This window comes from Pseudomonas sp. GLN_2, assembly GCF_043106005.1.
Lineage (GTDB): Bacteria > Pseudomonadota > Gammaproteobacteria > Pseudomonadales > Pseudomonadaceae > Aquipseudomonas > Aquipseudomonas alloputida.
The window spans coordinates 105,504-125,126 of record NZ_JBICMC010000002.1; the positions used below are offsets into that span (position 1 = coordinate 105,504).

14 protein-coding genes are annotated in these 19,623 nt (G+C 63.8%); 6 read left to right on the plus strand and 8 right to left on the minus strand.

What is annotated here, in order from left to right; translation table 11 throughout:
- Positions 1-47: 47 nt before the first annotated feature.
- Genes ACF8Q6_RS00565 through mnxG form a run of 4 tightly spaced genes read right to left on the minus strand, consistent with a single transcriptional unit; the run spans position 48 to position 9,201 of the window.
- Positions 48-713, minus strand: coding sequence for an SCO family protein (locus ACF8Q6_RS00565; protein WP_392492693.1), 666 nt, complete (start codon positions 711-713; stop codon positions 48-50).
- Positions 710-1,366 (minus strand): SCO family protein, encoded by a 657-nt coding sequence (locus ACF8Q6_RS00570; RefSeq protein WP_003247943.1) that lies wholly within the window; start codon positions 1,364-1,366, stop codon positions 710-712. Before ACF8Q6_RS00570 ends, ACF8Q6_RS00565 begins: the two co-directional genes overlap by 4 nt.
- Positions 1,363-3,339: a cytochrome D1 domain-containing protein gene (locus ACF8Q6_RS00575; protein WP_392492695.1), complete on the minus strand. Its 1,977-nt coding sequence runs from the start codon at positions 3,337-3,339 to the stop codon at positions 1,363-1,365. The genes ACF8Q6_RS00570 and ACF8Q6_RS00575 overlap by 4 nt, the downstream gene beginning before the upstream one ends.
- Before the next feature lie 18 nt (positions 3,340-3,357).
- On the minus strand, positions 3,358-9,201 hold the full coding sequence (mnxG, locus tag ACF8Q6_RS00580; protein ID WP_392492697.1) for a manganese-oxidizing multicopper oxidase MnxG: 5,844 nt from the start codon (positions 9,199-9,201) through the stop codon (positions 3,358-3,360).
- A 328-nt stretch (positions 9,202-9,529) separates the two neighbouring features.
- Here mnxG and ACF8Q6_RS00585 point away from each other — a divergent pair, with 328 nt between their 5' ends.
- Entirely contained in the window at positions 9,530-10,603 is a 1,074-nt protein-coding gene (locus tag ACF8Q6_RS00585; RefSeq protein WP_392492698.1) for an enoyl-CoA hydratase/isomerase family protein, read from the plus strand.
- Positions 10,604-10,619: 16 nt separating this feature from the next.
- Complete coding sequence (locus ACF8Q6_RS00590; protein ID WP_014756960.1) at positions 10,620-11,771, plus strand: acyl-CoA dehydrogenase family protein; 1,152 nt, start codon at positions 10,620-10,622, stop codon at positions 11,769-11,771.
- Positions 11,772-11,887: 116 nt separating this feature from the next.
- Here ACF8Q6_RS00590 and ACF8Q6_RS00595 read toward each other — a convergent pair whose 3' ends face one another.
- Positions 11,888-12,820, minus strand: a complete 933-nt coding sequence (locus ACF8Q6_RS00595) for a LysR family transcriptional regulator (RefSeq protein WP_239607783.1) — start codon at positions 12,818-12,820, stop codon at positions 11,888-11,890.
- A gap of 119 nt (positions 12,821-12,939) precedes the next feature.
- On the opposite strand from ACF8Q6_RS00595, the gene ACF8Q6_RS00600 reads away from it, so the two are divergent.
- Positions 12,940-13,200, plus strand: a complete 261-nt coding sequence (locus ACF8Q6_RS00600) for a DUF2790 domain-containing protein (protein WP_003247932.1) — start codon at positions 12,940-12,942, stop codon at positions 13,198-13,200.
- Between the two features lies 1 nt (position 13,201).
- Here ACF8Q6_RS00600 and ACF8Q6_RS00605 read toward each other — a convergent pair whose 3' ends face one another.
- A complete protein-coding gene (locus tag ACF8Q6_RS00605) occupies positions 13,202-13,894 on the minus strand; it encodes a tRNA (adenine(22)-N(1))-methyltransferase TrmK (RefSeq protein WP_088512695.1) in 693 nt (230 codons plus the stop codon).
- A gap of 136 nt (positions 13,895-14,030) precedes the next feature.
- Between ACF8Q6_RS00605 and ACF8Q6_RS00610 the strand changes: the two genes are divergently transcribed.
- Both ACF8Q6_RS00610 and ACF8Q6_RS00615 read left to right on the plus strand, forming a co-directional pair.
- Positions 14,031-14,411, plus strand: a complete 381-nt coding sequence (locus ACF8Q6_RS00610) for a RidA family protein (protein ID WP_014860143.1) — start codon at positions 14,031-14,033, stop codon at positions 14,409-14,411.
- Between the two features lie 212 nt (positions 14,412-14,623).
- On the plus strand, positions 14,624-16,624 hold the full coding sequence (locus ACF8Q6_RS00615) for a U32 family peptidase (RefSeq protein WP_392498101.1): 2,001 nt from the start codon (positions 14,624-14,626) through the stop codon (positions 16,622-16,624).
- A 367-nt stretch (positions 16,625-16,991) separates the two neighbouring features.
- On the opposite strand, the gene ACF8Q6_RS00620 is transcribed toward ACF8Q6_RS00615, so the two are convergent.
- Positions 16,992-18,317 (minus strand): sigma-54 dependent transcriptional regulator, encoded by a 1,326-nt coding sequence (locus tag ACF8Q6_RS00620; RefSeq protein WP_010954363.1) that lies wholly within the window; start codon positions 18,315-18,317, stop codon positions 16,992-16,994.
- 342 nt (positions 18,318-18,659) lie between these two features.
- Here ACF8Q6_RS00620 and ACF8Q6_RS00625 point away from each other — a divergent pair, with 342 nt between their 5' ends.
- Positions 18,660-18,926: a hypothetical protein gene (locus ACF8Q6_RS00625; protein ID WP_003247923.1), complete on the plus strand. Its 267-nt coding sequence runs from the start codon at positions 18,660-18,662 to the stop codon at positions 18,924-18,926.
- A gap of 106 nt (positions 18,927-19,032) precedes the next feature.
- Here the strand turns inward: ACF8Q6_RS00625 and ACF8Q6_RS00630 are convergent, their stop codons facing one another.
- Positions 19,033-19,623 carry a VWA domain-containing protein gene (locus ACF8Q6_RS00630; protein ID WP_012052138.1) on the minus strand — a complete coding sequence of 197 codons (591 nt, stop codon included), beginning with the start codon at positions 19,621-19,623 and terminating at the stop codon, positions 19,033-19,035.

A 19,623-nucleotide genomic window follows, 5' to 3' on the forward strand; every position in this document is an offset into this window, starting at 1 on the left:
CAAAAGCGGATGCCACAGAGGCCAGTTTCCCAGGCGGCCCATGATACTCACCGACCGGCCAGCGGCTGGGTCAACAGCTGCATGCGCTGGGCAATCGCCGCTGGCGGTGCATCCGGGCGAATCTTGCTCCAGCGTTTACCTGCAACATCACCGGCAATCAGCTGCGTCGAATGCTGTTCGGGACTCGGCAGGAACTGCCCAATACGGCCAAGCACCAGGTCGACATTGGCCTTGTCACCGGTCAGGAACAACCAGTTCGGCCCATCCACCCCTTGCTTGGCGGCGAACGCCTTCAGCACCTCGGGGGTGTCGTTCAGCGGGTCACTGCTGATCGACACGAAGGTCACCTGGCCGGCCAGCGCTGACCCCATGGCCTCGCGCACCTCGCGCAGCTTGCGGGTGATCAACGGGCAGGCATCGGTGCAATGGGTGAAGATCACGTTGAGCATCACCACCTTGTCCTTGAGCACGTCACTGTAAAAGCGCAGCTCGCGGCCATTCTGGTCCTTCAGCACGGTGTCGGTGAACCAGGTCTTGGCGTCGCGTGTACCGCCACCACTGGCCATCGCCTGCGGTGCTGGCTGCGGCTCGGGGGGTTGCGGCGCATGGCCTTCGTGGGCGAACGCCACCGAGGTGAGGATCCACAAGCAGCCACCCAGTACCAGCCAGTCGAATGCGCGCATGCCAGCGCGGTGGGAGGTTGCAGTGCTCATGGTTGCACCTCGTGATGGTCGGCAATGGCGGTGCTCTTGGCATGTACCCGGCGCGCACTGAGGCGGTTGATTTCTTCGATCAATACGCCCGGGTCGGTGAAGCCGTAGTAACGCGTCCAGTGCCCGCTACGCCCGTCACCCACCAGTATCAGCGGCGGGTGCTGGCTGAGGTCGGCGTTGAAGCTGCCCAGCCCCTTCAGGGTTTCGGTGATGGCGTACGGGGTACCGGTCAGCCAGCTCCAGCCCGGCCCTTTCTGGAATGCCTTGGCATAGTTTTGCAGGCGCTTGGCGTCGTCACGCTGAGGGTCGACACTGATCGACACCAGGCGAACCTCCTCGCCTACCCGGCCGCCCAGCTGCTGCTGGACCTTGCCCATGATCGACGACACCACCGGGCATACCGTGGTGCAGCTGGTGTAAATGAAGCCCATGACCACCAGATGGTCATCCACCAGGTCTTTCTCCAGGCGTACCGGCATGCCTTCCTGGTTCAGCAGCGACACATCGGCAAAACGCACACTGGCCTTTTCCTGATGCGCCGCCGGGGGCTGCCCGGCATGGCCGTCATGCGCGTGACCGGCGTGGGCCATGGCCAGGTGGCTGGCGAATGCCAGGCTCAGGGCCAACAGTGTGCAAGCAGGCTTGGCGTTCATCGCACATTCCTCACGTCAGTCTGGGAGGCGTTGGTTGCAGCAGCCGGCAGAACGCGCAGGCTGGTGTAGTTTTCTTCGGCAAACTTGCGCCCCAACGAGGGCGACTGCACATGCAGGTACCAGGCACCGGCCTCAGGCAAGTTCAGCGCTGCCTGGTAGACGCCCTCGCCCACCTCTTGCAGCTGCAGGTTGCGCGGCATCGACGATGGCGCCAGGAAGAAGCGCAGGCTCAAGTCGTTGAGGCCCAGGCGTGGCTGCCCGTCGTCACCGACAATCCGTACCCGCGCGGTGAAGTCGCTGTGCTGCGGCAGCGGCTGGTCGAGGCCGATGAACTCGGCACGCGCACCTTTGCGTTTGCTGGCATCGCTCCCTGCAGCCACCTCGGTGCTGAAGCAATGAATGATTTGCGGCTGGTTGAGCAGGAAGGCAACGTCGAACTTGCCGGCGGCGGGCAGCTTCACCGTCGAGCCATACACCCCGGGGGCCACTTCGCGCAGGCTGCGATCAACGACGATGGCGGCGCGGGCCTGGTGGCCGCGGTTGTTGTAGCCGGACATCGGGGCATTCATGCCTTCGGCATAGAAGTAGGTGGTGTTGTCCACCGGGTTGACCACGAACACCGAATTGTCATCACGCGATACCGACAGCCCCTGGGCCAGTGGCAGGTCGCCGGCCTGGCGCGGCGCTGCGGGGCCAGCCTCGAAGCCTTGCACGATGGGCGCACGCCCCTCGCCCAGGCTGGCCAGATTGATCATGCTCACTTTCGGCGAGGCCAGGCCACGCACATAGGCATAGCCTTTGGTGAACGTCAGCTGGTACGGTTCGGCCGCCACCGGGATGCGGTGGATCAGCTTGTCGGTACTGGCGTCGATGACCAGGGCCTGGTTCTCCAGGGTATTGAGCACGAGGCCGTAGCGGCCATCATGGCTGAAGCGCATCGGCCCCAGGCCCTGTTCGGCCTGGACCGTGTGGCGCAACTGATGGCTGCGGGCATCGAACACCCGTACGCTGCCCTCCTCGCCATCGACCACGTACACAGCCTGGGACAGCGCCGAATAGCTGACCGACAGCGGGTGCGGGCCTACCTTGATGGTCTTGGCCAGGCGCATTTCCGGGATGTCGATGACGCTCAGGGTGCCGCTGTCGCGATTGCTGACATAGGCATAGCGGGAGTCGGCGCTGAAGGCGATTTCGTGGTGCCCGGTACCGGTGTTGAAGTGCTTCATGGCGCTGCGCCCCGGCACGTCGATCACTGTTACCCCGCCTTTGCCCGGGTCGCTGCTGTTGTTGCCAACCCACAGCCGATGCTGGTCCGGCTGCAGGGCCACGCGCAGTGGCTGGTCGCCGGCGTCCAGGTCGGCCACGCGGGTGAAGGTTTCGGTATCGATCACCGAGACCTCGCCCCGCTCGGGTATCGACACGAACACCTGCTTGTCGTCGCTGGTGGCCGCCCAGTCCATGGGCCGCCCTGGCAGCTCGATGCGGGCCATGGTGCTGGTCACGCCCCCCACCGACACCGTCGGGTCGATCACTGTCAGGCTGGCGTCATTGTTCAACATCAGCAAGAAGTAGCTGTTCAGGTCGAGCAGCGGCCGGGCCCCGATGCTGCTCTTGAGAAACAGCGCGACCCGCGCCTTGCAGCTCTGCTCGCGGTCCCCGGCCGGGGCCGACTGCGCCGGGTCGATCCACGCCCCCGGGGCCATGCCCGACAGCGGTTGGCCACTGGTCTGGTCGCTGAGCTTGAAGCGGATGTTGGCGAAGCCGCCCTCCTTCAGTTCGCCGCCGGCCAATGGCCGGGCCTCGAACTCCACGTTCACGCCGTCCCGGCTGAGCCGGTGCAAGGCCTGCGAGCCGCCCCGTTCCTGCAACAGCTCGCGCGGGTCGCACCATAGCTTTTCGTACGCCACGCCCAGGCCGATCAGCGCTACCCCCAGCACTACCCCCAGGTAAGCAAGGCGAGTCTTTTTGTTCATGCTCGCGTTCCCCTTCCGTCACTGCGCCGGGGCCGTTGCCGGCGGCGCTTCATTGGTCACCCGCAAGATCCCCCACAGCCCCGAGAGGTTGCCGTAGGCGGCGTAGTCGCGGAACAGGTAGTCACCCGCCACCGCATTGGCACCGCCGGCACTTGGCAACATGAAGCTGAAGTGCGCCGCTGGCAGTACGCTTTCCTGGGCGCCGATGAACATGGCCATCGGGTTGTAGCCAAAGCGCACCGAACCGATACCAGGCAGGCTAATCGGGTAACCGTCCGCATCGCTCTTCTCGGACTGGTAGTTGTGCAGTGGCCATACGTGCCCGTCCAGCTGGTAGACCATGCCGCGGCTGCCACCACTGGGCATCACGATATGGTTGCGCACCGGTTGGCCAGGCTTGGCGTACAGCACCGGGGTTTGCGGGTCTCCACCGACCAGGGCGTTGGCGTAGGCCATGTGGGCGTTGGGTACATCACCAAAGCCCAGGCCATTGGCGCGGCCGAATGGCGAGTCGGGCGCCATGCCGAAGCGCAGCCACAACGGTTCGGTCTTGTAGTTGACCGCCATGTTGCCGTTGTCTTGCGGGTCACCGGCAGCACCGTTGCCTTCGGTATTGATGCCTTCTACCGGACGACCATCGGCCCAGCGCATGTTCAGTGCGCGCTGCCACACCGTGACGAAGTCGCGGTAGTCCGGCTGGCCGCTGACCTTCACCGTGGCCTGGGTACGGGTAGCAGTATCCTCGGTCCAGGTGGCGGTTTGCGGCAGGATGCTCATGGCGCCCACCAGGCCTTTTTGCGGCTGCTTGATGAAGTCTGACGGGGTCAGGTTGAGGCCGCCGAACTCGATAGGCGTGGTGTTTATGTTGTCCACCGTGCGGCCCAACTGCGACACCGGTTTGCCTTCACGCTCCAGGTGGCCGGCGTAGTACTGGTACTCCTTGGTCGGGTAAGCGCCGCTGGTGCCGGCACGTGGTGGCACGGTCTGCACCGGGTTCAGGCCAACGTTGGCACCGTCTGACTTGGTGATGTCGTAGGCCAGCAGTTGCGCATGCAGGCCCACGTGGCTGGACGGCCGCATCAGGTTGTTGGCAAAGGCGGTGGAGCCTTCGCTGTCGAAGCGGTCACGCTTGACCACGTTGTGCATCACTGCAGTGCTCGGCAGGTCTGGCATCACCAGCGGCAAGCGGTTCTCCAGGGTGATGCTGATGCAGTCGCCGGCATTGGCGCGCAATACCAGCGGCTCTACCGGGACACCCGCCTTGAGCTTGCCGGTGGTGGCATCGAGGTCAGCCTTGCGCACGTACAGGATCGCGGTCGGGTCATGCAGCGGCGCACTGTGGCCACCGATGGTGAAAGGCTCCCCATCTTCGGGGTCTACCCCACCCACCAGCGGGATGGCGGTTCTACGGCTGTTGAACACCAGGGTGCCGCCGTTGGCCTTGAGCGCACCACCGACATGCTGGCCGACGCCCGCCGGGTCGTTGATGCTGACGCCGTTACGGTTTTCGAGGATGTCGTTGGCCAGCGCTGCGACGATCTCGTAGCTGCGCTTGACCGTGGTGCGGGTACCGATGCCGTTCGGGTTGGCCGTGGTTTTCGGGCAGATGCCGTTGAAGTTCACGGTGTTGCGCATGGCCACCGGCTGCGGGTTGTTGGGCAGCGGGAACAGGTCGGCACGCTGCGCGGTGTAGTTGCGCATGATGCCCCAGATACCGTTCCAGTAGCCCTCCAGGGCCGCGTCCAGCGAGTACAGGTAATCGCCGTTGGTGGCTGCCGAACTGGAGATCATCGACACCGGCGCCATGAAGCCCAACTGCTCGGAGATGCCGATCATTTGCGACGACTTCCAGCCCGAGTTGGAGCTGTTGCCGAAGCCAGAACCGTTCTGCAGCCATTTCACGCCGTGCAGGGTGACGTTGTGCTCCTCTTCATGGCCACCGGCGTGCATGCGCAGGCGCACGTTGTCGCCGGAATAGGTACGCAGCAACGGGGTGAACGGGTCGCCCGGCTCGGCGCCAGCCGTGTTGATATGCGGCGGGAACAGCGTAGTGCCGCCGGTAGGGCCGACTGCCGAGGTAATCGCCGATGGCGACAGGTTCATCGCCGGGATGGCACGGTCGGTACGGGTTTGCAGGGCATAGCTGAGGTCGCCGGCCAGGCCGTCGGCCTGCATGCCACGCTTGCCGTCCGGGCCGACCTTGTTCGGGTCATACACGCGCAGGGCCAGCGGCTCGTTGCGGTAGTTGACGACGAACATCCCCGGGTCATCCACCGAGATCGCCTGCGGGCATGGCCGGCTTGGGCAGCCCGGGTTGAGACCGCCGCGTTTCTCGACGATGGCTTCGAGCAGGTTCGACGCCTTGCCGCGCACGGGCGGGTTGATGGCGTAACGGAAGCTGTCGGCAGTGGCCGGGTACGACTGGGCATTGGGAATGCCGTCCGGCCCTGCGCCTACGTACACCCCAGCTTCATAGGCATGCTGGAAGTCACTGTACTCCAGGAAGAACTCGCGGTAGCTGTCGTTCTTGCCGTCGCCATCGTGGTCGCCGGTCTTGATCACCGCCTGCCACGAGGTCGGGCCGCCGTCCTGGCGCGTGGCCGGGTTGTACAGTTGCTCGCCGGTTTCGGCGTGGTACCAGGTGGAGCCGGCCGGTTCGGCCAGCACGGTGGCATACAGGCCCAGTTGCTGGTGGGTCGATGGGCCAAGGTGGTCATGGGTGAAGATGGTACCCAGGCCACGGTCGACGTTATGCACGTTCACCAGCGGGTCAGCGAACCAGCGCTGCATCGCTGTACGCGCGCCCAGCCAGTCGGCGCGACCAAAGCGGCCGAAGTACGGGTGCTGTCTGGCTTTCGGGCAGGCAGCGGTGCCATCGCGGCTATCCCCATCAGTGCAACCGTTGTAAGTACGAATGGCATGCACGCGCTCGACCACGCTACCGGGCGAAAGTATGCCGTCTTCGTAGTTCCAGCCGTTGGCCGAGCCGTCGGCAGCGGTCAGGTCCCACTTGGGCAGGTGGATGTGCTGGCCGATCACGTCGGTCGGGGTGCGCACCTGGTAATCGTCCATCTCATAGATGTTCGGGATCAGGTTGGTGTGCTGGTACATCGCGCAGTCGAAGGTGTTCATGCGCATCACCAGCGGCTCTGGCGGGCGCTGCTTGGTAATGACCGGCCAAGCGTCTTCCCACAGGGCAATGATGCGTGCCTGCGGGAAGTGGTAGCCCACTTTGTTGTACACCGCGTCGAACTGGATGTTGGCCCCTTTGTAGATGCGTGGGCGGTCGGCAGTGAAGGCCGAGGCGCCACGGAAGTTCACGCCCGTCAGGCTCTCTCCACTGTTGAACTCCCCTACCCCGGAAGACTGGGTCAGGCGTTTTCCACGGTCATCCATGCACGGCTCGTAGAACGGCGCACCCGCAGTCGGCAAGGCGCCGTTGGTGCGGAACGCACTGGCCACTGGCTGGCTGCCGGGGATCAATGCATAGCTAGGGTGTTCAGCCATGGCGTGGAACTGCATGGCGGCCTGCTCGACATCGGTGCCCTCTTCCGGCAGGTAGATGGGCTTGGCCTTGTGCACGACCTTGGTGAAGTCCAGTTTGGTGGTGGTGGTCTCCGCCACGCCACCGGCGGACACACCGTCCAGTGCATGGCGGCCAAGGCCGCCGTCCCAGCCATCGACCTGGTTCGCATCCAGGTTGGCCCACAGGGCTTTACCACTGTCTTTCAGTTGCCGGGCCAGGGCCGGGTCGAGCATGTCCAGGGGCGGGGTTGGCGGGCGGTTGCCCACGCTGCTTTCCATGCCGCCGATCCAGAACGGGTAGCCTGGGTTTTTCAGCGTGCCGTCGGCATTGCGGTTGGCCTCGGTGCGATCGACCAGCGCCAGCGAGCCCACGGCCTTGCGCACGGGCGCCTCGCTGGCGTGGTCGTCATCATCCTCGTCTTCGTGGTCATCATCGTTGGCGGCAACCAACGCTTCGGAGAGCTTGGGCACGACCACGACTTTGCCGGGCATGGGCGCCATGGCCTTGCCAGGCAACGGCACGATGGCCGGAATCGGCGTACCGGCAACGATCTCGCCATCGGGCAGGGCCCGGGCGCCAACGGCCGGCTTACCGCTACGCAAGGCGAACGGGGTACTGTGGAAGCCATTCTCGCCCTGCCCGCTCACCTCCAGGCGCGTGCCTTCCTCGAACACGTCATGCACCCGCCACATGGCCCACATGCCCTGGGCGAAGTGCGGGTAGAAGTGACAGTGGTAAATGGCATCGCCGGCAACGCGGTTGCGGTTGCCCGAACCACCGTTGGCGATTTCGTAGGTGTAGCCGACACCGGCGCCGATGCCTTGGGCATCGATGTAGTCGGAGTTGTCGTCATTGGGGTTGAACAGCCACTGATGGCCGTGCAAGTGGAAGATGTGCTGCTCGTGCCCGTTGTGGGTGTTGCGGAACTTGGTGAAGTCACCGATATAGCTGTGGTGCACGTTGGCAGGCTCTGAGGGGTAGAGGGCCATGCTGGCCTTGACCCCGACGGCGCTGGCCGGCGGCACCTCGCCCGGACGGATGTGTTCCAGGCCAACGTTGGCCGGTACATCCACCAGGGTGCCTATATCGCCGACCGTGTGGGCGCTGAGGAAGAACTCCTCATAGGCACACGACAGGCAGTCGTGCATCGGGCCCACCCCCAAGCGGTTGGCCACCACTTCGGCACCCATGCCACCAGAGCCGTAATTGATCATGAACGAATCGCGCGCCGGCTCCAGCACGTGGCCCATCACCGGGTCGGCCCAGTAGCCAGGGAAGGCCTGGGTACCGGCAACCTCGTCGGCGAACTGCGAGGCGAAATCACGGAACGCTTCCAGTCGGTTGGGCAGCGCCGGGTTGCGTTTGCCCGCGCTTTCCAGCGGGTAAGTGGAACTGGGGAAGCTACCGTCAGGGTTGGGCCCCATGACGATGGCATCGGTTTCGCTGCTGATGATCTCGTTGCCGTTGACCATGGCAATGATCGGTTTGCCGGCCTTGCCTTCGGCGATCCACGGTTCGACCTGCGGATAACGGGCTTCGTAGTCGATCACCGGCTGGCCGGTGGCGGTTCGCCCCGTGGTGGCCAGGCGCATTTCTTCTTCAGTGAGGGTGTTGCGGTAGGTACGGCCCAGTTTGGGCACGACCACCACCTGGCCGAACAGGCCGTTGGAGACGTTGCCCGCCGTGCCCTCGCCGCCGAACGTAGCGGCTTTGCTGGTGGCGGCGAAGGCCCCTTCCCGCTCGGCATACAGGGTGTAGCTGCGGGTGCTGCCGGGGCTGACGAAGAAGTTGCCGTTACGCCCGGTATAGGCGGAAATATCGGCAATGCTGTTCACCGCCTGCATCCCGTTGACCTGGAAGCCGACCATACGCTCGGCCACCTGTTCGTCGGCAACAAAGCCTTCGCCGCCTTCGTTTTCAACCTCCGGCCCCTCTTCCTCACCCTCGGGCTCTTCAGCCTCGATACCGTGCTTGTTGGGGTTCGCCTTGTAATCCAGCAGGTTGGTCAGGTTGACCGTCAGGCAGTCACCGGCCGCCACGCGCAGCACGATAGGCCGCGGGCGCTTGTCGGGGCGCAGCGTGACCTTGCCCGGTACCGCGGCCCCGCCCTTGCTGAGGGGGACCTGCTTGTCGTCCACCACGTCCTCACGGAGGGCAAACATCATGCCGTTGGCGTTTTGCGCGCCAAGGCGGTTGAACATCAGTGGCTGGTCCAGTGCCACCACGTTGGCGACCAGGGTGCGCTGGCACTGCACAGCCGCCTCGCTGGTTGCTTCCCAGCCAAGCAAGGCCAGTACAAGTGATGACAGGATGGGGCCTTTGAGCGGCGTCGACATGCTGCACCTCCGGGACACAGGATCTCTGCCGGGAGCTGGAGCAAGGTGTGTGCCAGAAGAAAAATTCAATATTAATCAATAGCTTGTACGATCAACCGCAACGTATTGGGGAGGATCCCCCAGCAGGTTCCCCCGAATCGGGGGACGGAATCCCGTGGGGGCAAAGGCAGCTTCACAAGCGCGCGCTGGCCTCACACAAGGTAAAAACGCACGGTACCCTTGCACAATTGTCGATTGTGCAAGGCAAATTCGCATGCCAGGATCCTGCGATCCTCCAGCGAACTCCAGACTTCACTTGGAAAATCAATAACAAAGCAGGGAGAACGCAATGACTGCACACGCTCATACCCCGGCAGCAACCGACCATGTACTGGCCGAGGTCCGTAACCAGATCGGCCACCTGACCCTGAACCGCCCAGCCGGTCTCAATGCCCTGACCCTGGACATGGTGCGCAGCCTGCGTCAGCACCTGGACCAGTGGGCCGACAACCCGCAGGTACGCGCCGTGGTCCTGCGCGGCGAAGGCCCCAAGGGGTTCTGTGCCGGTGGCGATATCCGCTCGCTGTACGACAGCTTCAAGGCCGGCGACACGCTGCATGAAACCTTTTTCGTCGAAGAGTATGCCCTCGACCTGGTCATCCACCGCTACCGCAAGCCAATACTGGTGGTGATGGACGGCTTCACCCTCGGGGGCGGCATGGGCCTGGCCCAGGGCTGCGACCTGCGCGTGGTCACCGAGCGCAGCCGGCTGGGCATGCCCGAGGTCGGCATCGGCTACTTCCCTGACGTGGGCGGCAGCTACTTCCTCTCGCGCCTCCCCGGCGAGCTGGGCATCTACCTGGGTGTCAGCGGTGCCCAGATCCAGGCGGCCGACGCCTTGTATTGCGGCCTGGCCGACTGGTACCTGGCCAGCGACCAGCTCGCCGCCCTCGACCAGGGCCTCGACCAGCTCAACTTCAGCGACCACCCGCTCAAGGACCTGCAAAACCTGCTGGCCAGGCTCGGCACCCAGACACTGGATGATGCGCCACTGGAAAAGCTGCGCCCGGCCATCGACCACTTCTTCGCCCTGCCCGACCTGCCAGCCATCGTCGAGCAACTGCGTGCGGTGAGCCTTGGCGACAGCCACGCCTGGGCGGTGGCCACCGCCGATCAGCTGGAAACCCGCTCGCCTCTGGCCATGGCGGTTACGCTGGAGATGCTGCGCCGGGGGCGCGAGCTGGGCATTGACGACTGCTTTGCCATGGAACTGCACCTGGACCGCCAGTGGTTCCAGCACGGCGACATCATCGAAGGCGTGCGTGCCCTGATCATCGACAAGGACAAGCAGCCCCGCTGGAACCCGCCGACCCTGGCCGCGCTGCAAGGCCAGCGGGTCGAACAATTCTTCGAAGGCTTGTGAGCCCGGGAGTACACAGATGCAAGACCTCGAACTGAGCGAAGAACAGATCATGATCCGCGACATGGCCCGGGACTTTGCCCGTGGCGAAATCGCACCCCATGCCCAGGCTTGGGAAAAGGCCGGCTGGATCGATGATGGCGTGGTGCGCAAGATGGGCGAACTGGGCCTGTTGGGCATGGTGGTGCCCGAGGACTTCGGCGGCAGCTACACCGACTATGTCGCCTATGCCCTGGCCGTGGAAGAGATCGCTGCCGGCTGCGGCGCCACCGGGGCGATGATGAGCATCCACAACTCGGTAGGTTGCGGCCCGCTGCTGGCCTACGGCACCGCCGACCAGCAACAGCAGTGGCTGCCACGCCTGGCCAGCGGCGAGGTGATTGGCTGCTTCTGCCTGACCGAGCCACAGGCCGGCTCCGAGGCACACAACCTGCGCACCCGCGCCGAGCGGGTGGATGGCCAGTGGGTCATCAACGGTGCCAAGCAGTTCGTCAGCAATGCCCGCCGTGCCGGCCTGGCGATCGTCTTCGCAGTGACCGACCCGGAGCTGGGCAAGAAAGGCCTGTCGGCGTTCCTGGTGCCTACCGACAACCCTGGGTTCAAGGTTGACCGCAGCGAGCACAAGATGGGCATTCGCGCCTCCGACACCTGCGCAGTGACCTTCGACAACTGCCGCATTCCTGCCGCCAATATCCTCGGTGAGCGTGGCAAGGGCCTGGCCATTGCCCTGTCCAACCTCGAAGGCGGCCGTATCGGCATTGCCGCCCAGGCCTTGGGCATCGCCCGCGCCGCATTCGAAGCGGCGCTGGTCTACTCGCGTGACCGCATACAGTTTGGCAAGCCGATCAACGAACACCAGAGCATCGCCAATCTGCTGGCTGACATGCAGGTGCAGGTGAACGCCGCACGTTTGCTGATCCTGCATGCCGCCCGCCTGCGCAGCGCCGGCAAGCCGTGCCTGTCGGAAGCGTCACAGGCCAAGCTGTTCGCTTCGGAGATGGCCGAGCGGGTGTGCTCGATGGCCATCCAGGTGCATGGTGGGTACGGCTATCTGGAAGATTACCCGGTGGAGCGCTACTACCGGGATGCGCGGATTACCCAGATCTATGAAGGGTCGAGCGAGATCCAGCGCATGCTGATTGCACGGGAATTGAAAAACTATCCGCTGTAACGCAAAGGCAACGCGGTTCTTGGGGGAGCGGGCGACGCTGTGGCTGGCACCGGCTTTGCCGGTGTTCGCGGGCGCGCCCGCGCCCACAGGAATGTCACCGCGGCAAACTTCTCGCCTCAGCGCCAATACCGCGCATCATCCACCACCCTGGCATGCCCCTCGAACAGCGCCGGCAACTGTTCCTTGAGGTAGTCGATCCAGGTGCGCACCTTGGCGTCCAGGTAGTGGCGTGACGGATACATCGCATACAGCGCACTCTCCCTCAACCGATACGGTGCCAACAACCGGCGCAAGCGCCCCTGCTCGATCGCCTCGCTGGCGGTGTAGAACGGCAGCAGGCCAATGCCCATGCCCAGCTCGCTGGCCACCAACATGGCGTCGGCGACGTTGGTGGAGAAACTGTCGTTTGGCGCGATCACGCACTGGTCAACCCCTTGCGGGAACACCCAGTCGCCTTCGTACATCGGGTAAGCCATGCGCAGGCAGCGATGGCCGTGCAAGTCTTCGGGGCGCTCCGGTACACCGTGGGTATCCAGGTAACCGGGGGCCGCGCAGGGGATGCTGAAAATGTTGCCCAGCGGCACAGCGATCAGCTGCGAATCCGGTAGCGCACCGTCCACGGTGATCACCACGTCATGCCCTTCGGCCAGCGGGTCGGGGTTGCGCTGCGACAGCGTCAGCTCGATCACCACATCCGGGTATAGCGTGTTGTAGCCGGCCACCAGCGGCATCAGCAACAGCCCCATGCCGTGCGGGCAGTGCAAACGCAGATGGCCGCGAGGCGTAAGGTGCGCCCCTCGCGCCTCACCCACGGCTTCTTCGGTCAGCAGCATGATCTGCCGCGCCCGCTCCAGAAACCGCTCACCCGCCTCGCTCATGCGCAAGCGCCGGGTGGTGCGATGCAGCAGGCGGGTCTGCAGCTGGTTCTCCAGCTCGGCGACGATGCGCGAAACCTGCGCTGCAGAAATATCCAGAGCATTGGCAGCTGCAGCGAAGCTGCCACATTCCACCACACGGGTGAAGGTACGCATGGCATGCAGCATGTCCATGAAGGGGTGCTCCTTGTTTTATTCCTGCGTTAAAGGCAGGAATCTATCACGGTTTAGCCCATTTATTGTGGATGACCAATGAATAGATGATTAGCCATCCATTAAAAAAGGAGCCTGTCATGAAACGCTCGATCGCTGTCCTTGCCATTGCCGCTGCCTTCGCCTCGTTCGGTGCTTTTGCCGATGCCGGCAACAACCAGCCAGTCAGCAGCCAATATGAATACGGCATGCCGCTGGACGTGGCCAAGGTCATCTCCATCACACCGGCCAGCAACGCCGCCGACTGCCAGGTAGGCACCGCACACATGGTGTACGTCGACCATCAGGGCCAGAAGCGCGAAATCGACTACCGGGAAATGGGCAACTGCTCGCAGCAGTGAGTCAGGCCAGCACCTGGGTGATCCAGCCCACCTGCTGATTGAAATCGTCGACCTTCGCCTGAGGCACCGCATCGCGGGCCCGCTGGAAATTGGCCAGGGTCTGCTGCTTCTGCCGCAGCATGCGCCGCCACTTGACCACAAACGCCTCGCTTTTCTCCTGCATCAACACGGGGCCGAAGTACAGCTGTTCAGCGCTATACACCCCCCTGCCCGGCTCGGCGACGATGATCTCGTAATCGAAGCGGTTTTCCCGTAGCAGCTCTTCGCTGACGATCTGGTAACCATTGCCCGCCAGCCACTGGCGCAGTTCGCGCTCACCGCCATTGGGCTGCAGTACCAGGCGCGTGACGCCGCCAAGGCGCTGCTTGCCGGCCTCGAGTATCTCGCACATGGTGTCGCCGCCCATCCCGCAGATGCTCACCACCGAGATACGGTCTTGCGGTTCGACCGCTGCCAGCCCATCGGCCAGGCGTACGGTTACCTGCGCTTGCAGGCCGTTTCTGCGCACATTGCGCTGGGCCGAGGCGAACGGCGTCTGTGCCACTTCACCCGCTACAGCGGCCTCGAGCACGCCACGCAGCATCAAGGCCACCGGCAGGTAGCCGTGGTCCGAGCCAATGTCGGCCAGGCGCGCGCCCTGAGGCACATGGGCGGCCACACGCTCCAGGCGCCTGGACAAAGTCTGTTCGTTCAACGTAAACCCCTGGTTTTGCAATCGCCTGCGATTCTGACGGCGAACGCGGCGCATTTCAAACGCCGAGGCACGCTCGACCGGGCAGGTGCGCTCGCGTAGGCTTGCCGTTTTCCTTCCGTTGCAAGGCAGACACACCATGGCACATGCAGACATTCTCTACACCCCGGACCCGGACGCCGAGTCGATTTCCTCGGACGTTGCCGAGTACAACGGCGTGCTGGTCACCACGCAAATCCCGACCCACGCCGACGGCAGCCTGGAACTGGGCGGCATCGTCGAGCAGAGCGAATGCACCCTGCAGGCGCTGAAAGTGGCCCTGGAAAAGGCCGGTAGCGGTATGGACCGCGTGCTGCACCTGACCATCTACCTGACCGACATGGCCGACCGCGCAGCGTTCAACGAGGTGTACCAGCGCTTCTTCAGCAAGCCCTGGCCGGTGCGTGCGGCGGTGGGTGTGGCTTCACTGGCCTTTGAAGGCATGCGTGTGGAAGTGACGGCGATGGCTGCCAAGCGCTGAGCTGCGCGTGTTGGGGTGCGTAGCGCCCCCAGCATCGTTGACTGACCGCAACATCGCCGGGGCCGCTCTGCGGCCCTTTCGCGACGCAAGGCCGCCCACAGTTGCGCGTACCCGCAGCCAATCCCGCACCTCTCGGCACCCCAATGATGCCGCCAGCCCGTTTCACCGCTACAATGCCCGCCTAAACCGTGACAGCCCGAAAATATAACGACATGTCCCTTCCAAAGAATCACCTGGAACTGCTCAGCCCTGCCCGTGACGTGGCCATCGCCCGTGAAGCGATCCTGCACGGCGCTGACGCCATCTATATCGGCGGCCCGAGCTTCGGCGCGCGCCATAACGCCTGCAACGAAGTCAGCGATATCGCCGAGCTGGTCGAGTTCGCCCATCGCTACCATGCACGCGTGTTCACCACCCTCAACACCATCCTGCACGACAACGAGCTGGAACCGGCGCGCAAGCTGATTCACCAGCTGTACGATGCCGGCGTTGACGCGCTGATCGTGCAGGACCTTGGGGTGATGGAGCTGGACATCCCGCCGATCGAGCTGCATGCCAGCACCCAGACCGACATCCGCACCCTGGAACGGGCCAAGTTCCTCGACCAGGCCGGGTTCTCGCAACTGGTATTGGCGCGGGAGCTGAACCTGCAGCAAATCCGCGCCATCGCCGCCGAAACCGATGCCGCCATCGAGTTCTTCATCCACGGCGCGCTGTGCGTGGCGTTCTCTGGCCAATGCAACATTTCCCATGCGCAGACCGGCCGCAGCGCCAACCGTGGTGATTGCTCGCAAGCCTGCCGCCTGCCCTACACGCTGAAAGATGACCAGGGCCGCGTGGTTGCGTTCGAGAAACACCTGCTGTCGATGAAGGACAACAACCAGACCGCCAACCTGGCTGACCTGGTCGATGCCGGCGTGCGCTCGTTCAAGATCGAGGGCCGCTACAAGGACATGGGCTATGTGAAGAACATCACCGCCCATTACCGCAAAGAGCTCGATGCCATCCTTGAAGACCGCCCTCAGTACGCCCGCGCGTCCAGCGGCCGTACCCAACACTTCTTCCTGCCCGACCCGGATAAAACCTTCCACCGCGGCAGCACCGACTACTTCGTGACCGACCGCAAGGTCGATATCGGCGCCTTCGACTCGCCAACCTTCACCGGCCTGCCGGTGGGCGTAGTGGAGAAGGTCGGCAAGCGTGACATGCAAGTGGTCACCGACGTGCCGCTGACCAACGGCGACGGCCTCAATGTGCTGGTCAAACGCGAAGTGGTGGGCTTCCGCGCCAACATCGCCGAACCGCGCGGCGAATTCGAAGAAGACGGCCAGAAGCGCTACCGCTATCGCGTCGAGCCTAACGAAATGCCCGAAGGCCTGCACAAGCTGCGGCCCAACCACCCGCTGTCGCGCAACCTCGACCACAACTGGCAACAGGCCCTGCAACGCACCTCCTCCGAACGCCGGGTCGGCGTGGAGTGGCACGCTGTCCTGCGCGAGCAGCGCCTGATGCTTACCCTCAGCAGTGAAGAAGGCGTGAGCGTGCAGGTGGCCCTGGACGGCCCATTCGGCGTAGCCAACAAGCCGCAGCAGGCACTGGAGCAGTTGCACGACCTGCTCGGCCAACTGGGTACCACCCTGTACCACGCCGACCGCATCGAACTGGATGCCCCGCAGGCGTACTTCATTCCCAACTCGCAGCTCAAGGCCCTGCGCCGCGAAGCCATCGAGGCACTGACTGCAGCACGCGTGCAGGCGCATCCGCGTGGCGGGCGCAAGGCCGAGACCACGCCACCGCCGGTGTACCCCGAGTCGCACCTGTCGTTCCTGGCCAACGTATACAACCAGAAGGCCCGCGACTTCTACCACCGCCACGGTGTGCAACTGATCGATGCGGCCTATGAAGCGCATGAAGAACACGGCGAAGTGCCGGTGATGATCACCAAGCACTGCCTGCGCTTCTCCTTCAACCTGTGCCCCAAGCAGGCCAAGGGCGTGACCGGCGTGCGTACCAAGGTGGCACCGATGCAGCTGATTCAGGGTGACGAAGTGCTGACCCTGAAGTTCGACTGCAAGCCGTGCGAGATGCATGTGATCGGCAAGATGAAGAGCCACATCATCGACCTGCCGACCCCGGGCAGCGCGGTGGCCCAGGTGGTGGGGCATATCAGCCCCGAAGACTTGCTCAAGACCATCCCGCGCGGACCGCACTGAGTTCGCCTGGCAGTGCCTCTTCGCGGCCAAACCGATGTGTGTCCACCCCCGCTCCTACACCGGCTTGTGCTTTCCCTGTAGGAGCGGGTTTACCCGCGAATACGGTAGCCGCGACAACGGTGAACGGCAGGTGGAAATTGGCCAGCAGGCCCGGCCCTTTCGCGGGTAAACCCGCGCCTACGCAGGCTTGTGCTTCCCCGGTAGGAGCGGGTTTACCCGCGAATACAGTAGCCGCGACAACGGTGAACGGCGGGTGGACATTGGCCAGCGGGCCCGGCCCTTTCGCGGGTAAACCCGCGCCTACTCGGCTTGTGGTTTCCCTGTAAGAGCGGCTTCAAAGAACAGCGCAAGCGTACCTCAGCAGCGCTCAGCGTATCTGGTGCTTGTGCAACAACCGATAGAACGTCGGCCGTGAAATGCCCAGCACCTTGGCCGCCACGCTCAGGTTGTCGCTGTGCCGGTTGAGCACATCGCACAGCGCCTGGCGCTCGGCGCGCTGCTTGTATTCTTCCAGCGTGCCCAGCGGTTGTTGTTCCGGGTCGAGCAGTTGCAACCCCAAGTCTTGCGCCTCGATCTGCCGTCCTTCGGCCAGCACCAACCCGCGACGCACGCGGTTGGCCAGTTCGCGCACATTGCCCGGCCAGTCATGCCGCCCCATCGCCGCCAGGGCATGGTCGCTGAACGACCGTGGCCGACGCCCGGTCTCCACGCTGTAGAAATGGGCAAAATGGTTGGCCAGCATCGACAGGTCACCATGCCGGTCGCGCAACGGCGCGGTCACCACCTGCAAGACGTTCAGGCGGTAATACAGGTCTTCGCGGAAACGCCCTTGCTCGATGGCACGCTCGAGGTCCACATGGGTGGCCGCCAGCACCCGTACATCCACCGGTATGGGCTGGCTGCCACCCACCCGCTCGATGTGCTTCTCCTGCAAAAAACGCAGCAAGTTGGCCTGCAATTCCAACGGCAGGTCGCCGATTTCATCAAGAAACAATGTGCCGCCATCGGCCGCTTCGATACGCCCGGTCTTGCGCTGGTGGGCACCGGTGAAGGCGCCCTTCTCATGGCCGAACAGTTCGGACTGGATCAAGTGCTCGGGGATCGCCCCGCAGTTGATCGCGATGAACGGCTGCTCGCTACGTTGCGACTGGCGGTGCAAGGTGCGCGCCACCAACTCTTTGCCGGTACCGCTCTCTCCGCGGATCAGCACCGGCGATTCGGTGGGTGCCAGTTTACCCAGCAACTTGCGCAACTCGCGGATAGGCCGGCTTTCGCCGAGCAACTCATGGGTTGCCTCATCGACCTTGACGGCCCCCTTGCCGCGCAAGCGCGCCATGCCGAAGGCCCGGCCCAGGGTTACCTGCACGCGGGAGACGTCGAACGGCAGGGTATGGAAGTCGAAAAACCACTCACACACAAAATCACCGAACGCCGGCATGCGCAACTGATCGGCGCTGAGCACGGCAATCCATTCGGTGTTGCTGCGCTTGATCATGTCCTTGACCGCGTCCGGGTGCCTCAGGTGCGAAGCCTGCAAGCGCAACAGCCCGACATCGCACGTGTGGTCCAGCGCAGCCCCGAGCATACAGCTGTCCACATCCCAGCCTGCGTTGCGCAGGCCAGGTAACAAGCGGTGGCAATCGTCGCAGGGGTCGACGATAAGCAAACGGCGTTGAGCGGCAGGCTGCTGCATGACCGATCCTTGGCGCCAGTTTTTGGTTTTTTGAAATAAAACAGCAAGTTGTGGCGCCCGTTTAACAGTAGCAACGAAGTTGACGGTGCCCAGTACCGTCTGTCTGCCGAATCATTTTTTTACAAACCGCCACGGGAATTTTCGCACTTTATCGACATCACATGGCGGCGCAGGCAAGAACAGTGTCGACCCTGAAAAAAAAATTTACAGCCAATGTGTGACTTACCCACGAACAACGAGCATCAGTAGACATAACCCCGCGCTGCACTTCGCGATCAATGAGGCGACTTTGAAGCAACGCGGACTTCACTTCGATGTTTGGGACCATAGAGAGACCGAACCATGAATGCCCCGCTCCGTGTCAACGAAGCACTGCTGATTGCCGACCACGCCTTCGAACCTTTCCAGTGCGTAGCCTGGGATGCACCCAACGGTACTGGTGAACTGAGCCTGGCAGTGATCGACCGGACCAGCACCCGCATCGGCGCCAAGCAAGTGTCGTCGCGCATCTACTCCGACCCGGCCCAGTGGGCCAGCCTGATCGAAGAAGTGCGCGCCGAATTGTGTGAAAAGGGCTACGACCTGCAACCGTGGTCGATGCCGAAGTAATATTGGCCAGCACAACAAGTGCGTGCATGGTCACGCACTTGTACAACTTCTCTGTTGCTGTTGTGGCAACTTTCCCAATTGCGACAACGTGTCGCAACCTGCCAGTTCAATCCACCACCTTGAATTGTTGCAAGTGCTGGTAATCAGCCTGCAATTGTTCTGCCAGACGCTGCGCGCGTCCCAGGCGCACGGGCGCCAGTTCCATATCGACCAACAACGTGGCGCATGGCATCGGCTGCACGGTATTGCTGTGCTGCAGGCGACCGTCGGTGAACACCAGGCAACGCAAGGCCTCTTGCGGATGGGCTCGCTGCCGCGCCTGTAGCCAGTGCCGCGCCTGTTCCAGGGCGGCGATCAGCGGCGTGCCCCCACCTGCTCCCAAGGCCTGCAGCCAGGGTTGCAAGGCAGCGGATGCCTTCAGCCCGTGGCGCTGCCACTGTGGTGTGCGCCCGCTGGCAGTCAGCAGGGCCAGGCGGGCGCGCTGGCGGTAGGCCTGGTCGAACAATGCCGCCAGCAGCCCTTTGGTCTGTGCCAGCGCCTGATGGCGCCGGGTTGAAGCCGAGGCATCGACGATCACCAGCCACAATTCTGCCGGCCTGCCTTGGCGCTGCTGCCAGCACAGGTCCTGTCGCTGGCGTGGCCGCCCTTTGAGCAAGGTCGGCAGCCAGGCTACCCGGCCGGCCGCCGCATTTCGCAC

Excerpts from the sequence above, each read along its gene's own strand:
- ACF8Q6_RS00565 (WP_392492693.1), bottom strand. The coding sequence starts at position 713 with ATGAGCACTGCAACCTCCCACCGCGCTGGCATGCGCGCATTCGACTGG.
- ACF8Q6_RS00570 (WP_003247943.1), bottom strand. The coding sequence starts at position 1,366 with ATGAACGCCAAGCCTGCTTGCACACTGTTGGCCCTGAGCCTGGCATTC.
- ACF8Q6_RS00575 (WP_392492695.1), bottom strand. The coding sequence starts at position 3,339 with ATGAACAAAAAGACTCGCCTTGCTTACCTGGGGGTAGTGCTGGGGGTA.
- mnxG (WP_392492697.1), bottom strand. The coding sequence starts at position 9,201 with ATGTCGACGCCGCTCAAAGGCCCCATCCTGTCATCACTTGTACTGGCC.
- ACF8Q6_RS00585 (WP_392492698.1), top strand. The coding sequence starts at position 9,530 with ATGACTGCACACGCTCATACCCCGGCAGCAACCGACCATGTACTGGCC.
- ACF8Q6_RS00590 (WP_014756960.1), top strand. The coding sequence starts at position 10,620 with ATGCAAGACCTCGAACTGAGCGAAGAACAGATCATGATCCGCGACATG.
- ACF8Q6_RS00595 (WP_239607783.1), bottom strand. The coding sequence starts at position 12,820 with ATGGACATGCTGCATGCCATGCGTACCTTCACCCGTGTGGTGGAATGT.
- ACF8Q6_RS00600 (WP_003247932.1), top strand. The coding sequence starts at position 12,940 with ATGAAACGCTCGATCGCTGTCCTTGCCATTGCCGCTGCCTTCGCCTCG.
- ACF8Q6_RS00610 (WP_014860143.1), top strand. The coding sequence starts at position 14,031 with ATGGCACATGCAGACATTCTCTACACCCCGGACCCGGACGCCGAGTCG.
- ACF8Q6_RS00615 (WP_392498101.1), top strand. The coding sequence starts at position 14,624 with ATGTCCCTTCCAAAGAATCACCTGGAACTGCTCAGCCCTGCCCGTGAC.
- ACF8Q6_RS00620 (WP_010954363.1), bottom strand. The coding sequence starts at position 18,317 with ATGCAGCAGCCTGCCGCTCAACGCCGTTTGCTTATCGTCGACCCCTGC.
- ACF8Q6_RS00625 (WP_003247923.1), top strand. The coding sequence starts at position 18,660 with ATGAATGCCCCGCTCCGTGTCAACGAAGCACTGCTGATTGCCGACCAC.